The sequence below is a fragment of the Butyrivibrio sp. WCD2001 genome (assembly GCF_000424485.1).
Taxonomy (GTDB): domain Bacteria; phylum Bacillota; class Clostridia; order Lachnospirales; family Lachnospiraceae; genus Butyrivibrio.
In genome coordinates this window covers 703038-720228 of record NZ_AUJZ01000001.1, presented here as the reverse complement: position 1 = coordinate 720228, position 17191 = coordinate 703038, and the positions used below count along the sequence as shown (strand labels likewise).

At 44.5% G+C, this 17191-nt stretch carries 10 protein-coding genes and 1 tRNA gene; 8 read left to right on the top strand and 3 right to left on the bottom strand.

All coding sequences use genetic code 11. The features are described from left to right. Nucleotides 1–22 precede the first annotated feature (22 nt). A complete protein-coding gene (locus G630_RS0103030) occupies nt 23–2995 on the top strand; it encodes a glycosyl hydrolase 115 family protein (protein WP_026497719.1) in 2973 nt (990 codons plus the stop codon). Nucleotides 2996–3070: 75 nt separating this feature from the next. Continuing rightward, entirely contained in the window at nt 3071–3640 is a 570-nt protein-coding gene (locus G630_RS0103025) for a hypothetical protein (RefSeq protein ID WP_026497718.1), read from the top strand. 100 nt (nt 3641–3740) lie between these two features. Here G630_RS0103025 and G630_RS0103020 read toward each other — a convergent pair. From G630_RS0103020 to G630_RS0103010, 3 genes are all read right to left on the bottom strand, one after another. After that, nucleotides 3741–3812 (bottom strand) — tRNA-Trp (locus G630_RS0103020). A gap of 124 nt (nt 3813–3936) precedes the next feature. Further along, complete coding sequence (locus G630_RS20495; protein ID WP_049946062.1) at nt 3937–5556, bottom strand: alpha-amylase family glycosyl hydrolase; 1620 nt, start codon at nt 5554–5556, stop codon at nt 3937–3939. A gap of 23 nt (nt 5557–5579) precedes the next feature. After that, on the bottom strand, nt 5580–6122 hold the full coding sequence (locus G630_RS0103010; RefSeq protein ID WP_022760585.1) for a VanZ family protein: 543 nt from the start codon (nt 6120–6122) through the stop codon (nt 5580–5582). A gap of 157 nt (nt 6123–6279) precedes the next feature. Between G630_RS0103010 and G630_RS0103005 the strand changes: the two genes are divergently transcribed. The 6 genes from G630_RS0103005 to G630_RS0102980 all read left to right on the top strand — a co-directional run bounded on the left by G630_RS0103005 (nt 6280) and on the right by G630_RS0102980 (nt 17144). Next, a complete protein-coding gene (locus G630_RS0103005; protein WP_026497717.1) occupies nt 6280–6747 on the top strand; it encodes a hypothetical protein in 468 nt (155 codons plus the stop codon). Between the two features lie 40 nt (nt 6748–6787). Beyond that, nucleotides 6788–7378, top strand: a complete 591-nt coding sequence (locus G630_RS0103000) for a TetR/AcrR family transcriptional regulator (protein ID WP_022760587.1) — start codon at nt 6788–6790, stop codon at nt 7376–7378. A gap of 130 nt (nt 7379–7508) precedes the next feature. After that, on the top strand, nt 7509–11384 hold the full coding sequence (locus G630_RS0102995; protein ID WP_026497716.1) for a phosphoribosylformylglycinamidine synthase: 3876 nt from the start codon (nt 7509–7511) through the stop codon (nt 11382–11384). Between the two features lie 137 nt (nt 11385–11521). Beyond that, a complete protein-coding gene (locus tag G630_RS0102990; protein ID WP_022760589.1) occupies nt 11522–12724 on the top strand; it encodes a carbamoyl phosphate synthase small subunit in 1203 nt (400 codons plus the stop codon). Between the two features lie 70 nt (nt 12725–12794). Then, nucleotides 12795–16079 carry a carbamoyl-phosphate synthase large subunit gene (gene carB, locus G630_RS0102985; protein WP_026497715.1) on the top strand — a complete coding sequence of 1095 codons (3285 nt, stop codon included), beginning with the start codon at nt 12795–12797 and terminating at the stop codon, nt 16077–16079. A gap of 108 nt (nt 16080–16187) precedes the next feature. Further along, complete coding sequence (locus G630_RS0102980) at nt 16188–17144, top strand: alpha/beta hydrolase (RefSeq protein WP_026497714.1); 957 nt, start codon at nt 16188–16190, stop codon at nt 17142–17144. Nucleotides 17145–17191 lie beyond the last annotated feature (47 nt).

Genomic DNA, 17191 nt, shown 5'->3' with positions numbered 1-17191 from the left:
GTATGAGGGGATAATTATAAATATGGATAAATTCACTATATTTAGTAACAATATACCTGCCACTTTTCTTATCGAAGAGGAGAGCTTTGAAGGGATTAAACTAATAGGAAAAACTGTCGCAGAGGACATACAGAGTGTGACCGGTATAATGCCTGAGATTATCCGGGGCATATTGGACATGCAGGCAGAAAACGTTTCTGAAAGTTCATGTGAAAATATCATTCTCATGGCTACCTGTGGACACAGCCCGGTTCTTGACAGGCTTGAGTCCCTTGGAAAGATAACGACAAAGGACATAGAAGGTAAACGTGAAGTCTATAAGATATCACTTGTTGATGAACCTTTCCCTGAGAATGGTCATGTAAAGCAGATGCTCGTGATTGCAGGAAGTGATAAACGCGGAACCATCTACGGAATGTTCAGACTTTCTGAGATGTGCGGAGTATCTCCGCTGATTTATTTTGGAGATGTGACACCACTTAAAAAGAACGAGATAATCCTAAAGCTTGATAAAGAAATTGTATCCAAGGAGCCTTCTGTTAGATATCGAGGATTTTTTATTAATGATGAGTGGCCTGCCTTTGGAAACTGGGCTACAGAGAAATTCGGCGATGTGAATGCAAAGTGCTATAGGAAGATATTTGAACTCCTTCTAAGGCTGAAGGGCAATTACATGTGGCCTGCCATGTGGAATTCCAATTTCTCGGAGGATGGTCCGGGGCTTCTTAGCGCTGAACTTGCAGATAAGCTTGGCGTAGTGATGGGGCTGTCTCATCATGAGCCTATGTGCAGAGCAGGTAACGAGTGGCAGCAGCAGTATAAAAAATACAGTGACGATAACACCTGGAGCTTTTTATCAAATGAAGAGGGCATTACAAAGTTCTGGGAGGACGGAATAAACAGGAATAAGGCATTCGAAAATGTGATTACCATAGGTATGCGCGGTGAGGCGGACTCAAAGCTCATGCCTGAGGATGCTACACTTTCAGATAATATCAGGGTTATAAAGAAGGCTATTAAGACTCAGGATGACCTTATCAGAAGAAATGTGAATGAGGATATTTCAATGGTGCCAAGGATGCTCGCTATCTACAAAGAGGTAGAGGACTACTATTTTGGTGATGAGTACACCGAGGGACTAAAGGACTGGGATGAGCTTAAGGATGTCATCTTTTTACTTAGTGATGATAATCACGGTCATGTTCGGGCACTTCCTACAGATGATACAAGAAATCATCCGGGCGGATTTGGAATGTATTATCATTTTGATTATCATGGCGCTCCTGTCAGCTATGAATGGGTCAATTGTACGAGACTGACTAAGACCTGGGAACAGATGAGCCTTGCTTACGAATCAGGAGTGAGGCAGATGTGGATTGTGAATGTGGGCGACCTTAAGCTCAATGAGTATCCGCTTTCATTTTTCATGGATATGGCATATGACTATGAAAAATATGGTGAAAAGTCTGTTAATAAGATAGAGGAGTATGTCTATGGTTGGATTAACAGGCAATTTCCCGGTGTTAGCGATGAGCAGAAAAAAGATATCGCTAAGGTGCTCGAGGGTTATACGAGATTCAATGCGCAGAGAACGCCGGAGACTATGAATCCGGATGTATATCATCCCGTGAACTTCATGGAGGGAGACAGAGTCTGGAGAGATGCAAGGGATATACTTGATACTGCTGACAGATTAAATAGAGAGCTTAGAGATGAAGCACTTACTGCATACAGGAGTATGATTTATTATCAGGCTGCAGCAAGCCTTAACAATGTGCTTATGAATGTTGAAGCAGGTATGAATAGAGAGCTTGCTCTTAGAGGCTGCGTCTATGCAAATCATTATGCTGAGTCTGTCAGGAAAAGGATCGAGGAGGATATCCGATATGTTAATGAGTTCCATGAGTTTAATGACTGCAAGTGGAAACATATGATGAGCTCTGATCACACTAATTTCAGAAGCTGGGATGCATATAACTGGACATACCCTACGGTATCGGTTGTTTCGCCAATTCACGGGCCTAAGGCAGCAGTGTCATTCAGGGGGGAAAAGATAGTAAACTATGGTGCTCATTGGCAGTGCCCGCCTGCACCTGTAAGCTACGGATTTACAAGACCTGAAACTACGGAAGTCTTTCTTGATATTGACAGTAGAGGTGATGTGAGCTATGTTTATGAAATTGAGAATGATATTGATTGGCTTATTTGCAAGAATGCTAAGGGAAGAGTAGAAGTTTCGCGAAGCAGAGTGGCAAATCTCATAGCAGAAGACGATAACGGCACTTCAAGTGACGGAAGGAAAACTGTATGTTTTGCAAAAAGGGGAGAGCTGATAACCGGAAAAATCGAGGCAAAAGCCAAGGTGAAGATTAGCTTTGATGATGGCACTTTTACTGATGTGGACATCATTTTTAAAGCTGACAAGGAGAACTACCCTGATGGTTATAGTAGAGAAAACCTCTATATGGAAAAATGTGGAATCATCACAGTAAATGCTGAGTGTTTTCATGAGAAAAAAGATGTGCGCGGAGCTGGCTTTAAGGTAGTGGATTATCTTGGAAAGAGCGGCAAGCCTGCAATCAAGGTATTCCCTTCGACTTCAAATTTTGATAAAAAGGAAATCCTTGATGGAAAGGCTCCTTTGGTGAAATACAATGTACTTGTCGAAGATGATGGTGTTTATACATTGGATTTCCATCTTGCCATGACTAATCCCATAGTAAAAGGGGGACTCCTTAAGTTTGGCTACGCAGTAAATGAATCTGAAATTATAATCGAAAACGCCTTGAAAGATGGCTATTTTACAGATTTTCCATGCAGGCAGTGGTGCGACGACGTCCTTTCACACGAGCATACAAAAAGTGTTAAGGTAAGCCTTCATAAGGGGATAAATACTATCGCGCTCTATGCAGGAGATGCCGGCGCAGTATTCGACAAGCTGGTACTTTGCAGAGAGGATGTTATACTTCCGAAAACATATTTATATCGACAATGAGTTCTACTCAGTAAGCCTTGTAAAAGCAAAAGCTAAGAAATAATCATTTAAATATTATATCCGGAGGGAAAAAGTATGAAAAATCATTTTTTAAAAGTTAGTGCTGTCGCAAAAAGATTTTTGGCACTCGCACTTATTGCGGCACTTGTTTTAGCCAATCCTTTAAGTGTTGAAGCTAAAACAAAGGTAAAGACATTAAAGTCAATCAAGAATGATGCCGGTAACCTCACAGTAAGCGTTGCTAATTCATGTGCAACTGAGATTAAAGCAGGCAAGAGCTACAAATTCAAGCTCAAGCAAAAGAATCATAGAGGTTTATCATATGTAAAATTCACAGCTCCTGCTACAAAGGATTATACATTCACATTATCTAAATTAAGTACACCCAATGGCAGCTATGCAAATGGATTCTACACTTTATACAAGCAGCAGGCTGATGGTGTTGATGGACTTACTTCTTACGAAAATATCAAGACCAACGCTCCCGGTGAAGGCTATTTTGCAAGCAGATCAGGCAACAAGCGGTTCCCTAAGACAAGAAAGCAGACAGTAAGTCTTAATGCCGGTGATACAGTATATATCTTCTTCGACACTTTGGCAATTCTTGCGAAGCACGTTACATTTAATTTCAAGGTAAGTAAATAATTACTATGATATAGGTGTCAAAAGATACTTTTGACACCTATATCATTTTTATAAACAATAAAACCGCTTAACCATTATGATTAAGCGGTTTTGTTTTGAGCAGGGGAAGCAGGATTCGAACCCGCATGAACGGTTTTGGAGACCGCAATACTAGCCATTGTATGATTCCCCTATCCTTGGCGCTTTATGTCGCCAACGAATGAAATTATATCACAGTAATATGGTGATGTAAACATGTTTTTTGAACTTTTTACATCTTAAAAATAGTGTGCTGTTACTACGCGCTTTTTAGGGCTTTACTTTGTCAAAACCGCGAATGAAAAGGCAGGAAGAGTAAGGGTGTTCCCATCCAGTACTGCGTCTTCGCCACCGGTTGAAAGAGATGCTCCAAGAGTCTTGAAGCCATCAGCATCATCACTTTTGGCTAAATCGATCTGAAGCGGCTCTTTACCGTTATTCAAAGCAATAAGAATAACAGAGTCTGTATCTGATATTTCTTTTGTCCATACAGCACAGCGATCGCCGCAAAGCTGATCAAGGATAGCGCACTTCCCACGTGCTATTGCAGGATAAGCATTCCTTATTCTGATTGCTTTTTTATAGTAATTGTAAATAGAAGACTCATCATTTTTCTGATCTTCAAGGGTACCATAGGTCATCTCGATTTTATCCATACCGGAAGGACCTTTGGTCATGCCTTCAGAACCCGATTCGCCCCACTGCATGGGAGCGCGCTTGTTCTCATCTTTTCCGGAACCCTTCATTCCAAGCTCTTCACCATAGTATATGAAGGCGTTACCGCTCATAAGGAGATTCAGCGCTCCGGCTAGCTTGGTGCTTTCCTCGGCATTTTTTCCTATAAAATATCCGGCACTCCTTGCCATATCATGATTGGTGTAGAAGGGAGCGTTAACGTAGTTCTCGGAATATGATGAAAAAAGCTCATCTCCATCGATCTGCTGCTGCACATATTTGGCAGGCTTCAGCTTACTCTTGGCACATTTTGCTATAGCCCCTTCACTTCCTGAAAAATCGAAATCAAAAAGTGAATCAATGCCGCTGGCATAATACTTGGAGTAGGTAGAAGAATTTGTCCAGGCTTCACCGACGATATAAGCATCGGGATTTATAGATTTTACGGCACTGACAAATTCCTTTAGCTGCGCGGTGCTTGTATCGGTATCATCAGTTGTATATGAAGTAACAGCGTCCATTCGGAAACCATCGCAGCCAAGATCAAGCCAGAACTTTGCGATATCAGCAAATTCCTGTCTTACCTTTTCGTTATCAAGATTTAGATCAGGCATCTCTGACCAGAATCTGCACTCGTAGTACCAGTCGGTACCTGCAAGCTTCTCATAACCTGTTGCAGACTCTTTTGAGAAATTATAGTAGTCAAAGTAGGGACATTCCGCAGAATCGGGCTCTGCACCTTCAGGCAGATTCTTCAGATAATCGCAAGCTTCTTTAAACCATGGGTGCTGAGAAGAGGTATGATTCATAACCATGTCATTGATAACACGGATTCCGCGCTTGTGAGATTCTTCAATGAGCTGTTTGTAATCATCAATGGTTCCATACTCGGGATCGATGTCACAGTAATCGGTCACATCATATTTATGATATGTTGGAGATGGACAAACCGGCATAAGCCATATCTGATTACAACCAAGATCTTCAGCTGTAGAATCATCTCCGTCATTTATGTAATCAAGCTTGTTGATCACACCCTTCAGATCCCCGATTCCATCACCATCGCTGTCACAAAAGGAGTACACGAAGATCTCGTAAGTGGTGCGATAGTTATCATCGATGGTGGTACTTTCTTTTTTATTTCCACATGCAGAAGTGCTTGCCATTAAGCAAAGTGTAGAGACAAGACTTATATATTTGAGTCTTTTGGAATATTTTTTCATACTGTTTTCTCCCCCTGTTGATTTTACTCCCTGACTTCCTTGTGGTTCGACAGTGGCCTGAAAATGGTCATACGCCCTGTCCAGCCGACAATTCTTGTAATTATGACTCCGGCAAGCACGCCGCAACTGTCGATAATGATGTCCTTCTTCTGAGGGGAGCGGCCGGCGATGAATGACTGGTGGTATTCATCGAGGCAGGCGTAGCCTACGCATATTGCACCGGCAATAATAACAAGTGGAAATCCCCTAAGCCCATAGACATAGAGCGGAAAAGCAACCGTAATAGCAAGAAGCATATATTCCGAAAAATGAGCAAGCTTCCTTATATAATACTGATATGTGGTACTTAGCTCTGAAATATGGGCATCAGTCCATCCCTTATCTAGAACATCATTGGTTACGTTCAAAACCTCAACCCCGACTTTGTAGCTAAGAGCTGAGCTTGCATCGGCATTTTGGTCAGAAAAATTAAAAATCAGGCACATCATTACAATTGCAGGCAGAAACGACAGGGGCTTTAAAACAAAGCGCAGCGTCTGCTTTATATATAGAAGAAAATATTTCATATTTTATATTCCTTTTTCTATCTGTGAAAATTGGTTAGGAACAAGTATACAGCAAAACTATTCTTTGAACAAATTTCCATATATATTTTTTTCTTTCTTATGTTATAATTCATTGAGATAAATTTTCTTAATATATTGAATCCGAGGGGGCAGAGATATGTTTGAAGGAAAAGACGGCGAGAACAGCGTAGAAGATATCATTTCAAGATATAAGGATGATGTTGCGAGCCTTGCACCTTACATAACATGGCTTAAGGAGCATACCAAGCAGCAGGTTGCAGAGAGTTACTCCAACAGCGAATTATCCAAATCAATGCCGTTTCCTGTCTATGATTCAAATCTTCTGAGCTTTGTAAAACAGGCACAGCAGACGAAGATGATGAATCGCAACTATACATATGTCTATACAAGAAATCATCTCCATACATATAAGGATGAACTTCTATTTATAGAAGATGCTGAGATCACAGACATGGATGACCTTGCAGGAATTCTCTCAAGATACATTCTTGAGGGTCAGACCAAGGGAACCGTGTGGGCCGAGGGTGTTTATACCGGAGTCCTCTATGCTGTTGTTTACAAGATGGATGATCTCATACACTTCTGGGGTACAATGTCGTATTAAGAAGATTATGAACTAACTTTTGATTTCAGGAGTTTTACTAATGGGTGAGAAATCTGCTCAGAAAAGAAAATACATTCTGGAAAAAGCTCGCGAAGTATTCGCGGAAAAGGGATTTAAAAATGTCACCATGAAGGATGTCGTAGAAGCTTGTGACATCAGTCGTGGAGGGCTTTATCTCTATTTCTCGTCCACTGAAGAAATCTTCCTTGCCGTATTGTCTGAAGAGACAGCGGATGAGGATGAGGAAGCTATTTCAAAAGCGTTGAATAATGACGCTACTGCCGGCGATATGCTGGCTCTTTTCTTGAAAGAGCAGAAAAAGGAAATTCTTCGAAAGAAGAACAGCCTTGTTATTGCCACTTATGAATATTTTGCAAACAGGGATATTCCCGCCTCTGACAATCCGCTTCGTAAACAGTTCGATACCGGAGTTCAGATTGTTCAGGCTTTAATTGAAAACGGAATACGTTCAGGCGAGTTTTTCTGTGCTGATCCGTATGGATGTGCCCGCAACCTTATGTATGTGGTTGAGGGTCTTAAAGTATCCGCTAAAACTATTGGTGTTAGCGAGTCCGCGGTTGACCGCGAATTGTTATATATATTGGAGGGCTTAGTGCCCGCAGATAATTAATCAGTGTTTTTCGACACTGATTTTTTGATATAAAAATAGTCTTCTTGTTCGGGCCTTCCCCCTGGGGGGAAGGTGTCAGCGAAGCTGACGGATGAGGGGATGACATTTATAAACTATCAGGAGGAGATTTATGAGCCAAGTCAGAAGAGTCTATGTGGAAAAGAAAGCACCCTATGCCGGAAAAGCCAAGGAGCTTCGTAAGGAGATCAAGAGCTATCTCGGTATCAAGAGTGTATCCAAGGTAAGGGAGTTCATCCGTTACGATGTGGAGAACATTTCGGATGAGGTATTTGAAAAAGCCTGCACTACAGTTTTTTCAGAGCCCCCGGTTGATATCCTTTATCATGAAAAGATCGAGATCCCGGAAGGGGCAAAAGTGTTCAGCGTTGAGGCGCTTCCCGGACAGTTCGATCAGAGGGCTGACTCAGCAGTTCAGTGTGTACGTTTTATTAAGGGCGACGAGGAGCCGGTTATCCGCACAGCTGTAACATACATGCTGATGGGAGACATTACTGATGAGGAACTTTCTAAAATAGAAGAGTACGTAATGAACCCCGTTGATTCAAGAATTGCTGATGAAGGAAAGCCTGAGACTCTTGTAGATAACTTCGAAGAGCCTGAGGATGTTAAGATTCTGGACGGATTTAAGGATATGGCAGAGGATGATCTTAAAAAGCTCTACGAATCCTTCGGTCTTGCTATGACCTTTAATGATTTCAAGTGGATTCAGCAGTACTTCCACGATGATGAGAAGCGCGATCCCTCAATGACAGAGATCCGCGTTCTTGATACATACTGGTCAGATCACTGCCGTCATACAACCTTCGGCACAGAGCTCAAAAACGTAAGCTTTGGTGACGGTTTCTATGCTGCGCCTATCAAAGCTTCATATGATAAATATCTTAGCGCGAGAGAGGACGTTTACGCTGATCCTAAGAAGCGCGAGGAGAAATTCATCTCCCTTATGGACATCGCCCTTATGGGAATGAAGAAACTCAAGAAAGACGGAAAGCTCACAGACATGGAAGAGTCTGAAGAGAATAACGCATGTACAGTTGTTGTTCCTGTAGATGTTGACTACGGTAACGGCCCTGTAAAAGAAAACTGGCTCGTATTTTTCAAAAATGAGACTCACAACCATCCTACAGAGATTGAGCCCTTCGGTGGTGCTGCTACATGCCTTGGCGGCGCTATCAGAGATCCGCTCTCAGGAAGAGGTTATGTATATCAGGCAATGCGTGTGACAGGTGCAGCTGATCCCACTGTTCCGGTTGCTGATACACTTAAAGGTAAGCTTTCACAGAAAAAGCTTGTTCGCGGTGCTGCTTCAGGTTATTCAAGTTATGGTAACCAGATCGGTCTTGCAACAGGCTATGTAAAGGAAGTTTACCATCCTGACTACGCTGCAAAGAGAATGGAAATCGGTGCTGTTATGGGCGCTGCTCCTCAGGAACATGTAATAAGAGAGAGCTCCGATCCCGGAGACATCATTGTGCTTCTTGGCGGTAGAACAGGACGCGACGGCTGCGGCGGAGCTACAGGTTCATCCAAAGCTCACACAGCTGATTCAATCCTTACCTGCGGCGCTGAGGTTCAGAAGGGTAACGCACCTACAGAGCGTAAATTGCAGAGACTTTTCAGAAGACCCGAGGTTTCAGAACTTATTAAAAAATGTAACGACTTTGGTGCCGGCGGTGTATCCGTAGCAATCGGTGAGCTTGCAGACGGTCTTGATGTAGATCTCGATAAGGTTCCGAAGAAGTACGCAGGTCTTGACGGAACAGAGCTTGCAATCTCCGAGTCACAGGAGAGAATGGCAGTAGTTGTTGATCCTTCTCAGGTAGATAAGTTCCTTGAGTACGCAGCAGAGGAGAACCTCGAGGCAGTTAAGGTTGCTATTGTTACTGAGGAGCCCAGACTTGTCCTTAAGTGGAGAGGCAAGAAAATCGTAGACATCAAGCGTTCATTCCTTGATACCAACGGCGCTCATCAGGAGACTGAGGTTGAGGTTCAGATTCCTGCAGCAGAAGATAACTATTTTGATAAGTATGCGTGCAAAGCAGCAGGCGAAGCACTTAAGAATAACGACGTAAAAACAGCATGGCTTTCAGAAATGGAAGACCTCAATGTCTGCTCACAGAAGGGACTCGTTGAGATGTTCGACTCTTCAATCGGCGCAGGCACAGTGACCATGCCTTACGGAGGAAAATACCAGCTGACAGAGACGCAGTCCATGGTAGCTAAGCTCCCTGTTCTCGGGGGAAAAACGGATACCGTAACAATGATGGCTTACGGCTTCGATCCTTACCTCTCTTCATGGAGTCCCTACCACGGCGCAGCTTATGCAGTAACAGAGTCTGTTGCCAGAATCGTAGCAACAGGCGGTGATTATAAAAAGCTTCATCTCACCTTCCAGGAGTACTTCCAGAGAATGACAGCTGACAAGACCAGATGGAGTCAGCCGCTCACAGCCCTTCTCGGATCCTTTGAGGCACAGCTCAGATTCGGTATCGCATCAATCGGCGGTAAGGATTCAATGTCAGGATCCTTCTTCTATGAGGGCGATGAAAAGAGAGCATCCGGTGAGATCAACGTTCCTCCGACTCTTGTATCTTTCGCAGTGGACGTTGCAAAGCAGAGTGATGTCATTACTCCCGAGCTTAAGAAAGCCGGAGATATGCTCATCGAGCTTCCGATAGACAGGGATGAGTACGGCCTTCCTGATTATGAAAAGGTTATGGCCAGATACGATGAGATACACGACCTTATGCAGAAGGGTTATGTTTCCGCAGCTTATGCAATTGATTCCTACGGCGTAGCAGCAGCTATAAGCCGCATGGCATTCGGTAACGGATTCGGTGTGAAGATCGCGGGCTGTGTGAAAAATGAGGACCTTTTCACAAACAGAATCGGAAACATCCTGGTGGAAGTTCCCGCAGATAAGGCCGGAGAAGTACTCGCACTCAGAGAAGCAAGAGAAATCGGTGTGGTTACCGATGACAAGAAGTTCACTATCGGAAACGTTGAGATTTCTGAAGAAGAGGCTCTTGAAAACTGGAAGAATAAGCTTGAAAAGGTATTCCCTTCAGTAGCACCCATTTCCGAGGAGGATACCGAGAGCGCAGATAAGAAGAGCATCTTTGATGATGGTGCACTTACAAAAGAATATAAGACTTCTGATATATATGTTTGCAAAAACAAGACAGCAAAGCCCACAGTTTTCATCCCGGTATTCCCCGGAAGTAACTGTGAGTACGACTCTGCTCAGGCTTTCGAGAGAGCAGGTGCTGACACCATAGTAAAAATCTTCAGAAACAGAAATGCGGAGGATATCGTAGAGTCTGTTGCTGAATTTAAGAAGGCAATCGAACAGGCACAGATCATCATGTTCCCCGGCGGATTCTCAGCAGGTGATGAGCCGGACGGAAGTGCCAAGTTCTTTGCAACTGCCTTCCAGAATGAGAGTATCAAGGAAGCGGTTAACGACCTTCTTCAGAAGAGAGACGGTCTTGCACTTGGTATCTGTAACGGATTCCAGGCTATGATCAAGCTTGGTCTTGTTCCCAACGGACAGATTACAGGACAGAATCCTGAGAGCCCGACACTGACCTTCAACACAATCGGACGCCACATCTCAACAATGGCGTACCTTAAGGTTGTCAGCAACAAGTCTCCCTGGATGCAGGGCGCTGAACTCGGCGGAGTTTATGTAAATCCCGCATCCCACGGTGAAGGAAGATTTGTAGCACCCGTAGATGCCCTTAAGAAGCTCTTCGAGAACGGTCAGGTTGTTACACAGTACTGCGATCCCGAGGGTCAGGTACATCTCGACAATCTCTGGAACATCAACGGTTCCTACATGGCAGTTGAGGGTATCACATCACCCGATGGCAGATGCCTTGGAAAGATGTGCCACTCAGAGAGAAGAGGAGACGGCGTAGCTGTTAACATCTTCGGCGAGCAGGATATGAAGATATTTGAGAGTGGCGTTAGATACTTCAGCTAACCCCTCATCCGTCAGACTTCGTCTGACACCTTCCCCCCAAGGGGAAGGCAATAAAGAAGAAACAAACCTCAAAGCCTTCCCCCAGGGGGGAAGGTGGCGCGCAGCGCCGGATGAGGGGAATTATACAGGAGGAGCGAATGAAAGCATTTTTGATCTTAGAGGATGGCACAGTTTTCAAGGGCCATGCCATAGGCGCGGTAAAGGAAGTAATAAGCGAAATCGTATTTAATACTTCCATGGCGGGCTATACAGAGGTCTTTACTGATCCGTCCTATGCGGGACAGGCGGTCTGCATGACCTATCCGCTTATCGGAAATTACGGCGTGTGCAAGGATGATATGGAATCCGAGCGCATCTGGCTGGACGGAGTTATAGTCAGAGAGCTCTCTGACGTGGCATCCAATTTCCGATGCGACATGACAATCCAGGAATTTCTTGAAGAATACGATATTCCGGGAATAGAGAGAATAGATACGCGTAAGCTTGTTCGCATCCTTCGTGAAAAGGGCACAATGAACGGAATGATAACCACCAACGAGAACTACAACCTTGATGAGATCATTCCGAGGCTCAAGGCATATACTACAGGAAAAGTTGTTGAGAAGGTTTCCTGCAAAGAAGTAAAGAATATTGCAGGAAGTAAGGAACTCTCTGACAATGGACCGCTTTCCGGAAGTGCGGTATTTAAGAAGGAAGACTACGAGGCATCCTTAAAGGGAGACCTTTCCAAGAGAGAAAAGCGCCCCAGCCTTGTTAAGGAGCTTAACGGCAAAGGCCTAAAGGTTGCGCTTTTGGATGTAGGAGCAAAGGATAACATAGCAGCTTCTCTTGCTGCACGAGGATGCGACGTAACAGTTTATCCTCAGGATACATCAGCGGAGAAGATTCTTGAGGGAAAACCGGACGGCATAATGCTTAGTAATGGCCCCGGCGATCCGAAGGAATGCACAGGCGTTATCGAGGAAATTAAAAAGCTCTATGCATCGGATGTTCCGATTTTTGCAATCTGCCTTGGACACCAGCTCATGGCACTAGCAACAGGAGCAGATACCTATAAGATGAAGTACGGTCACAGAGGTGGTAACCACCCCGTCAAGGATCTGGAGACCGGAAGAGTTTATATATCATCCCAGAACCACGGCTACGTGGTAGATACCGATAAACTCGACAGCAATGTAGCGGTACCTGCATTTGTGAATGTAAACGACGGAACAAACGAAGGACTTAAGTATGTCGGAAAGAACATCTTCACAGTTCAGTTCCACCCTGAGGCCTGTTGTGGTCCCCAGGACAGCGGATACTTATTCGATAGGTTCATTAACATGATGAAGAATAAATAAAAGCCTTCCCCTTGAGGGGAAGGTGGCGCGAAGCGCCGGATGAGGTGTTGAACTAGAGAAAGGATATAAAATGCCCAAAAATTTAGATGTGAAAAAAGTTTTGGTTATAGGTTCGGGACCGATCGTAATCGGTCAGGCGGCGGAGTTCGACTATGCTGGAACTCAGGCCTGCCGCTCCCTTAAGGAGGAGGGCATCGAGGTTGTCCTTGTAAACTCCAATCCTGCAACCATCATGACAGATAAAGACATAGCGGATGAGGTTTATATTGAGCCTCTCACAGTCAAGGTTCTCGAGCAGATCATTGAAAAGGAAAAGCCCGACAGCGTTCTTCCTACTCTTGGAGGACAGGCAGGACTTAACCTTGGAATGGAACTTGCAGAGTCAGGATTTCTTGAAAAGCACGGTGTAAAGCTTCTCGGAACAACAGCTGAGACTATCAAAAAAGCTGAGGACCGTCAGGAGTTCAAGGATACCATGGAAAAAATCGGCGAGCCCTGCGCAGCATCACTGGTTGTGCATAACGTCGATGACGGTGTGGCTTTTGCTGAGAAAATCGGATATCCGGTAGTTCTCAGACCTGCTTTCACACTTGGAGGATCCGGCGGCGGAATCGCACATAACAGAATAGAGTGTGAGGAGATTCTTGAAAACGGACTCAGACTTTCAAGAGCTAACGAGGTTCTTGTTGAGCGCTGTATTGCAGGCTGGAAAGAGATTGAGTACGAGGTTATGCGTGACGGCGCAGGTAACTGCATCACCGTCTGCAACATGGAAAACATTGATCCCGTAGGTGTTCACACAGGTGACAGTATCGTTGTTGCGCCTTCACAGACACTTACCGACAAAGAGTACCAGATGCTCAGAAGCGCAGCTCTCAATATCATAGATGAGCTTCAGATTACCGGTGGATGTAACGTACAGTTTGCGCTTCATCCCACAAGCTTTGAGTACTGTGTAATCGAGGTTAATCCCCGTGTAAGCCGTTCATCAGCTCTGGCTTCCAAGGCAACAGGTTATCCGATCGCCAAGGTTGCTGCTAAGATTGCTCTCGGTTATACACTTGATGAAATTAAGAACGCTATTACTGGAAAGACCTACGCCAGCTTCGAGCCTACACTCGACTACTGCGTAGTTAAATTCCCGAGACTTCCTTTCGATAAGTTTATTACGGCAAAACGTACACTTACAACGCAGATGAAGGCGACCGGTGAGGTTATGAGTATCTGCACCAACTTTGAGGGTGCGATGATGAAGGCTATCCGCTCACTTGAGCAGCATGTTGACTGCCTTACAAGCTACGATTTTTCAGAGCTTGATGACGACGAGTTAAAGGACAGACTCACCATCGTGGATGACCAGAGAATCTGGGTTATCGCAGAGGCGCTTCGCCGCGGAATGAGCCATGAGGAGATTCATAAGATAACCATGATCGATCTCTGGTTCATCGATAAGATACACAAGCTTGTCAAGATGGAGCTTAAGCTCCTGCGACTTGGTGAAAAGAGCACAATAGCACGTCATAAGCCCTCCGAGGAGAATGTTCCCGAATTCGAGGAAGCTAAGAAAATCATAAGCGCCGATACACTTCTTAATGCTAAGAAGCTTGAGTATCCTGACAAGGTAATAAGCAGACTTACAAGATTTTCAGTTGAAACAATTAAGGCTCTGAGGGACTTCTATGGAATCAAGGCAGCCTACAAGCTCGTTGATACCTGCGCTGCGGAGTTTGCAGCTGAGACACCTTATTACTACTCGGTATACGGCGATGCAGATGAGGAAAATGAGGCAGAGGGCGAAGGAAGCGGCAAAAAGAAAATCCTTGTTCTCGGTTCAGGCCCCATCAGAATCGGTCAGGGTATCGAGTTCGACTATTGCTCTGTTCATGCAACCTGGGCTTTCGAAAAGGCAGGTTATGAGACCATTATCATCAACAATAACCCTGAGACGGTTTCAACCGATTTTGATATAGCGGATAAGCTCTACTTTGAGCCCCTCACTCCCGAGGATGTTGAGAACATAGTAAGACTTGAAAAGCCCGACGGAGCGGTAGTACAGTTTGGTGGACAGACCGCAATCAAGCTCACTCAGGATCTTATGAAAATGGGTGTCAAGATTTACGGAACCAAGGCTGAGGATGTTGATGCAGCAGAGGACAGAGAAATCTTTGACAGAATCCTTGAGGAGACTGGAATTAAGCGCGCTGAAGGTGCGACAGTTTATACAGCAGAGGAGGCTAAGGAGGTAGCAAACAGACTTGGCTATCCCGTACTTGTTCGCCCTTCCTACGTACTTGGCGGACAGGGAATGCAGATTGCGCTCTCTGATAAAGAAATCGAAGAGTTTATTAACATAATCAACAGAATCGCTCAGGATCATCCGATACTTGTAGATAAGTATCTGCAGGGCGTTGAGACTGAGGTAGACGCAGTGTGCGACGGAGAGAATATTGTTATCCCCGGAATTATGGAACATATCGAGAGATCAGGTATCCATTCCGGAGACTCCATTTCGGTTTATCCCGCACAGTCACTTTCCGACAAGGTAAAGCAGACCATCGCCGATTACACAGAGAGACTTGCAAAAGCGCTCCATGTAATCGGACTCATAAACGTACAGTTCATCGCAGTGGGAGATGAGGTTTACATCATCGAGGCGAACCCCAGATCCTCAAGAACCGTTCCTTACATCAGTAAGGTTACGGGCATTCCGATTGTTGATCTTGCAGCTCAGGTAATGATGGGCAAAAAGCTCACAGAGCTTGGTTATACACCTGGACTTCAGCCCGAGGCAGAGCATATCGCTATCAAGATGCCGGTATTCTCCTTCGAGAAGATCAGAGGAGCTGAGATTAGCCTAGGACCTGAGATGAAGAGTACAGGTGAGTGCCTTGGTATAAGCAAGTCATACAGTGAGGCTCTTTATAAGGCCTTCATCGGAGCAGGAATAAAACTTCCTAAGCATAAGCAGATGATAATTACCGTTAAGGATTCGGATAAGGGCGAGGTTATCGACATAGCAAGACGCTTTGAAAAGCTTGGCTATATCATCTATGCGACACGCTCAACTGCTGACACACTTAACGAGAACGGCGTAAAGGCAAGGAAGGTCAACCGTATCAGCCAGGAATCACCTACGGTCATCGACCTTATCCTCGGTCACAGAATAGATCTTGTTATCGATACGCCCACCCAGGGACGAGATAAGAGCCGAGACGGTTTCCTGATTCGCCGCACAGCAATCGAGACAGGTGTTAACGTAATCACTGCACTCGATACAGCGAAAGCGCTTGTTACAAGCCTTGAGGATACCTACAAAGAGGATACTCTTGAGCTTGTAGACATAGCAAAAATCTAATGAATATGTAAAAGTTGGAGGCTGTAAAAGGCCTCCAATTTTTTCTGCTCTTTTCATGTTTTTTATGGTAAGATATTAACACTGTGTGAAAAAGGAGAATTTGGGGAAATGAAAAAGAAAATCACTAAAATTTTAAGTATTATACTGATTGTCATCGTAGTACTGTTTATTGGCGGATCAGTAGCAATGGGCGGCTATATCACAGACCGTATTCTGTATCAGAACAAAGATAATGATACTGTTGGAAACAGCTTAAAGCAGCTTGAAAAGTGGGGCTATGATCTGGAAGGCTTCAGGAGTAAGTATACAGGCGTGGATATCAGCGCTACAGCAGAGGATGGGAATGAAGTTCCCGGAACTTATTATGATAACGGAAGTGATAAGCTGGTAGTGCTTGTTCACGGTGCAGGCGGCGACAGAACATTCGATGCAACCTTGGCTGAGCCTTATCTTGAGGATGGCTATGATGTAATTACCTATGATCAGAGAGGCCATGGAGCTAATCCCGACGAAAAGGTTACTTTCGGAATTCATGAACAACTCGATGTGAGAGCACTTGTAAAATATGCAAGAGAGACTCTCGGTAAAGAAAAGGTTATTGTTCACGGACAGTCAATGGGGGCTCAGACCACCGCGATCTATGCATCAAACGTAACTCCCGGAACACCCGAGGCAGCTGATGCGGTTATCTGCGACAGTCCTGTTCCCAGCATGGAATCCATGTTGCGACTTATGTTCGGAGATGGCCTCGAGGGAATGTATTCACCCATGACTAACTATCTTATCGCGGTAACTAAGGGATATATGAAGGTTGTAAACCACGTCGATTTCGATGACGGAGATACTGTGAAGGAAGTGGCAAAGGATCAGCTGCCGACCATGATAATCGTATCCGATAAGGATGAGGTATGCCTCCCCGATATGGTTGAAGATGTTTATGAAAATGTCGGAAGCTCTGTAAAAACCATTTATCATGCAGACAGTGCCCACATTGAGGGTGTCCTCGATGACAAGGAAGGTTATATGAACGCAGTAAGAGATTTCCTTGATCCTCTTGGATTATAATAATTATCTGATAAGCAAAATATAAAAAGGAATGTGCTGAAGACAGT

Bases quoted from the DNA above. Each gene is read 5' to 3' on its own strand.
- G630_RS0102995 (WP_026497716.1), top strand. From the start codon at position 7,509: ATGAGCCAAGTCAGAAGAGTCTATGTGGAAAAGAAAGCACCCTATGCC.
- G630_RS0103025 (WP_026497718.1), top strand. From the start codon at position 3,071: ATGAAAAATCATTTTTTAAAAGTTAGTGCTGTCGCAAAAAGATTTTTG.
- G630_RS0103000 (WP_022760587.1), top strand. From the start codon at position 6,788: ATGGGTGAGAAATCTGCTCAGAAAAGAAAATACATTCTGGAAAAAGCT.
- G630_RS0103030 (WP_026497719.1), top strand. From the start codon at position 23: ATGGATAAATTCACTATATTTAGTAACAATATACCTGCCACTTTTCTT.
- G630_RS0103010 (WP_022760585.1), bottom strand. From the start codon at position 6,122: ATGAAATATTTTCTTCTATATATAAAGCAGACGCTGCGCTTTGTTTTA.
- G630_RS0102980 (WP_026497714.1), top strand. From the start codon at position 16,188: ATGAAAAAGAAAATCACTAAAATTTTAAGTATTATACTGATTGTCATC.
- G630_RS20495 (WP_049946062.1), bottom strand. From the start codon at position 5,556: ATGAAAAAATATTCCAAAAGACTCAAATATATAAGTCTTGTCTCTACA.
- G630_RS0102990 (WP_022760589.1), top strand. From the start codon at position 11,522: ATGAAAGCATTTTTGATCTTAGAGGATGGCACAGTTTTCAAGGGCCAT.
- G630_RS0103005 (WP_026497717.1), top strand. From the start codon at position 6,280: ATGTTTGAAGGAAAAGACGGCGAGAACAGCGTAGAAGATATCATTTCA.
- carB (WP_026497715.1), top strand. From the start codon at position 12,795: ATGCCCAAAAATTTAGATGTGAAAAAAGTTTTGGTTATAGGTTCGGGA.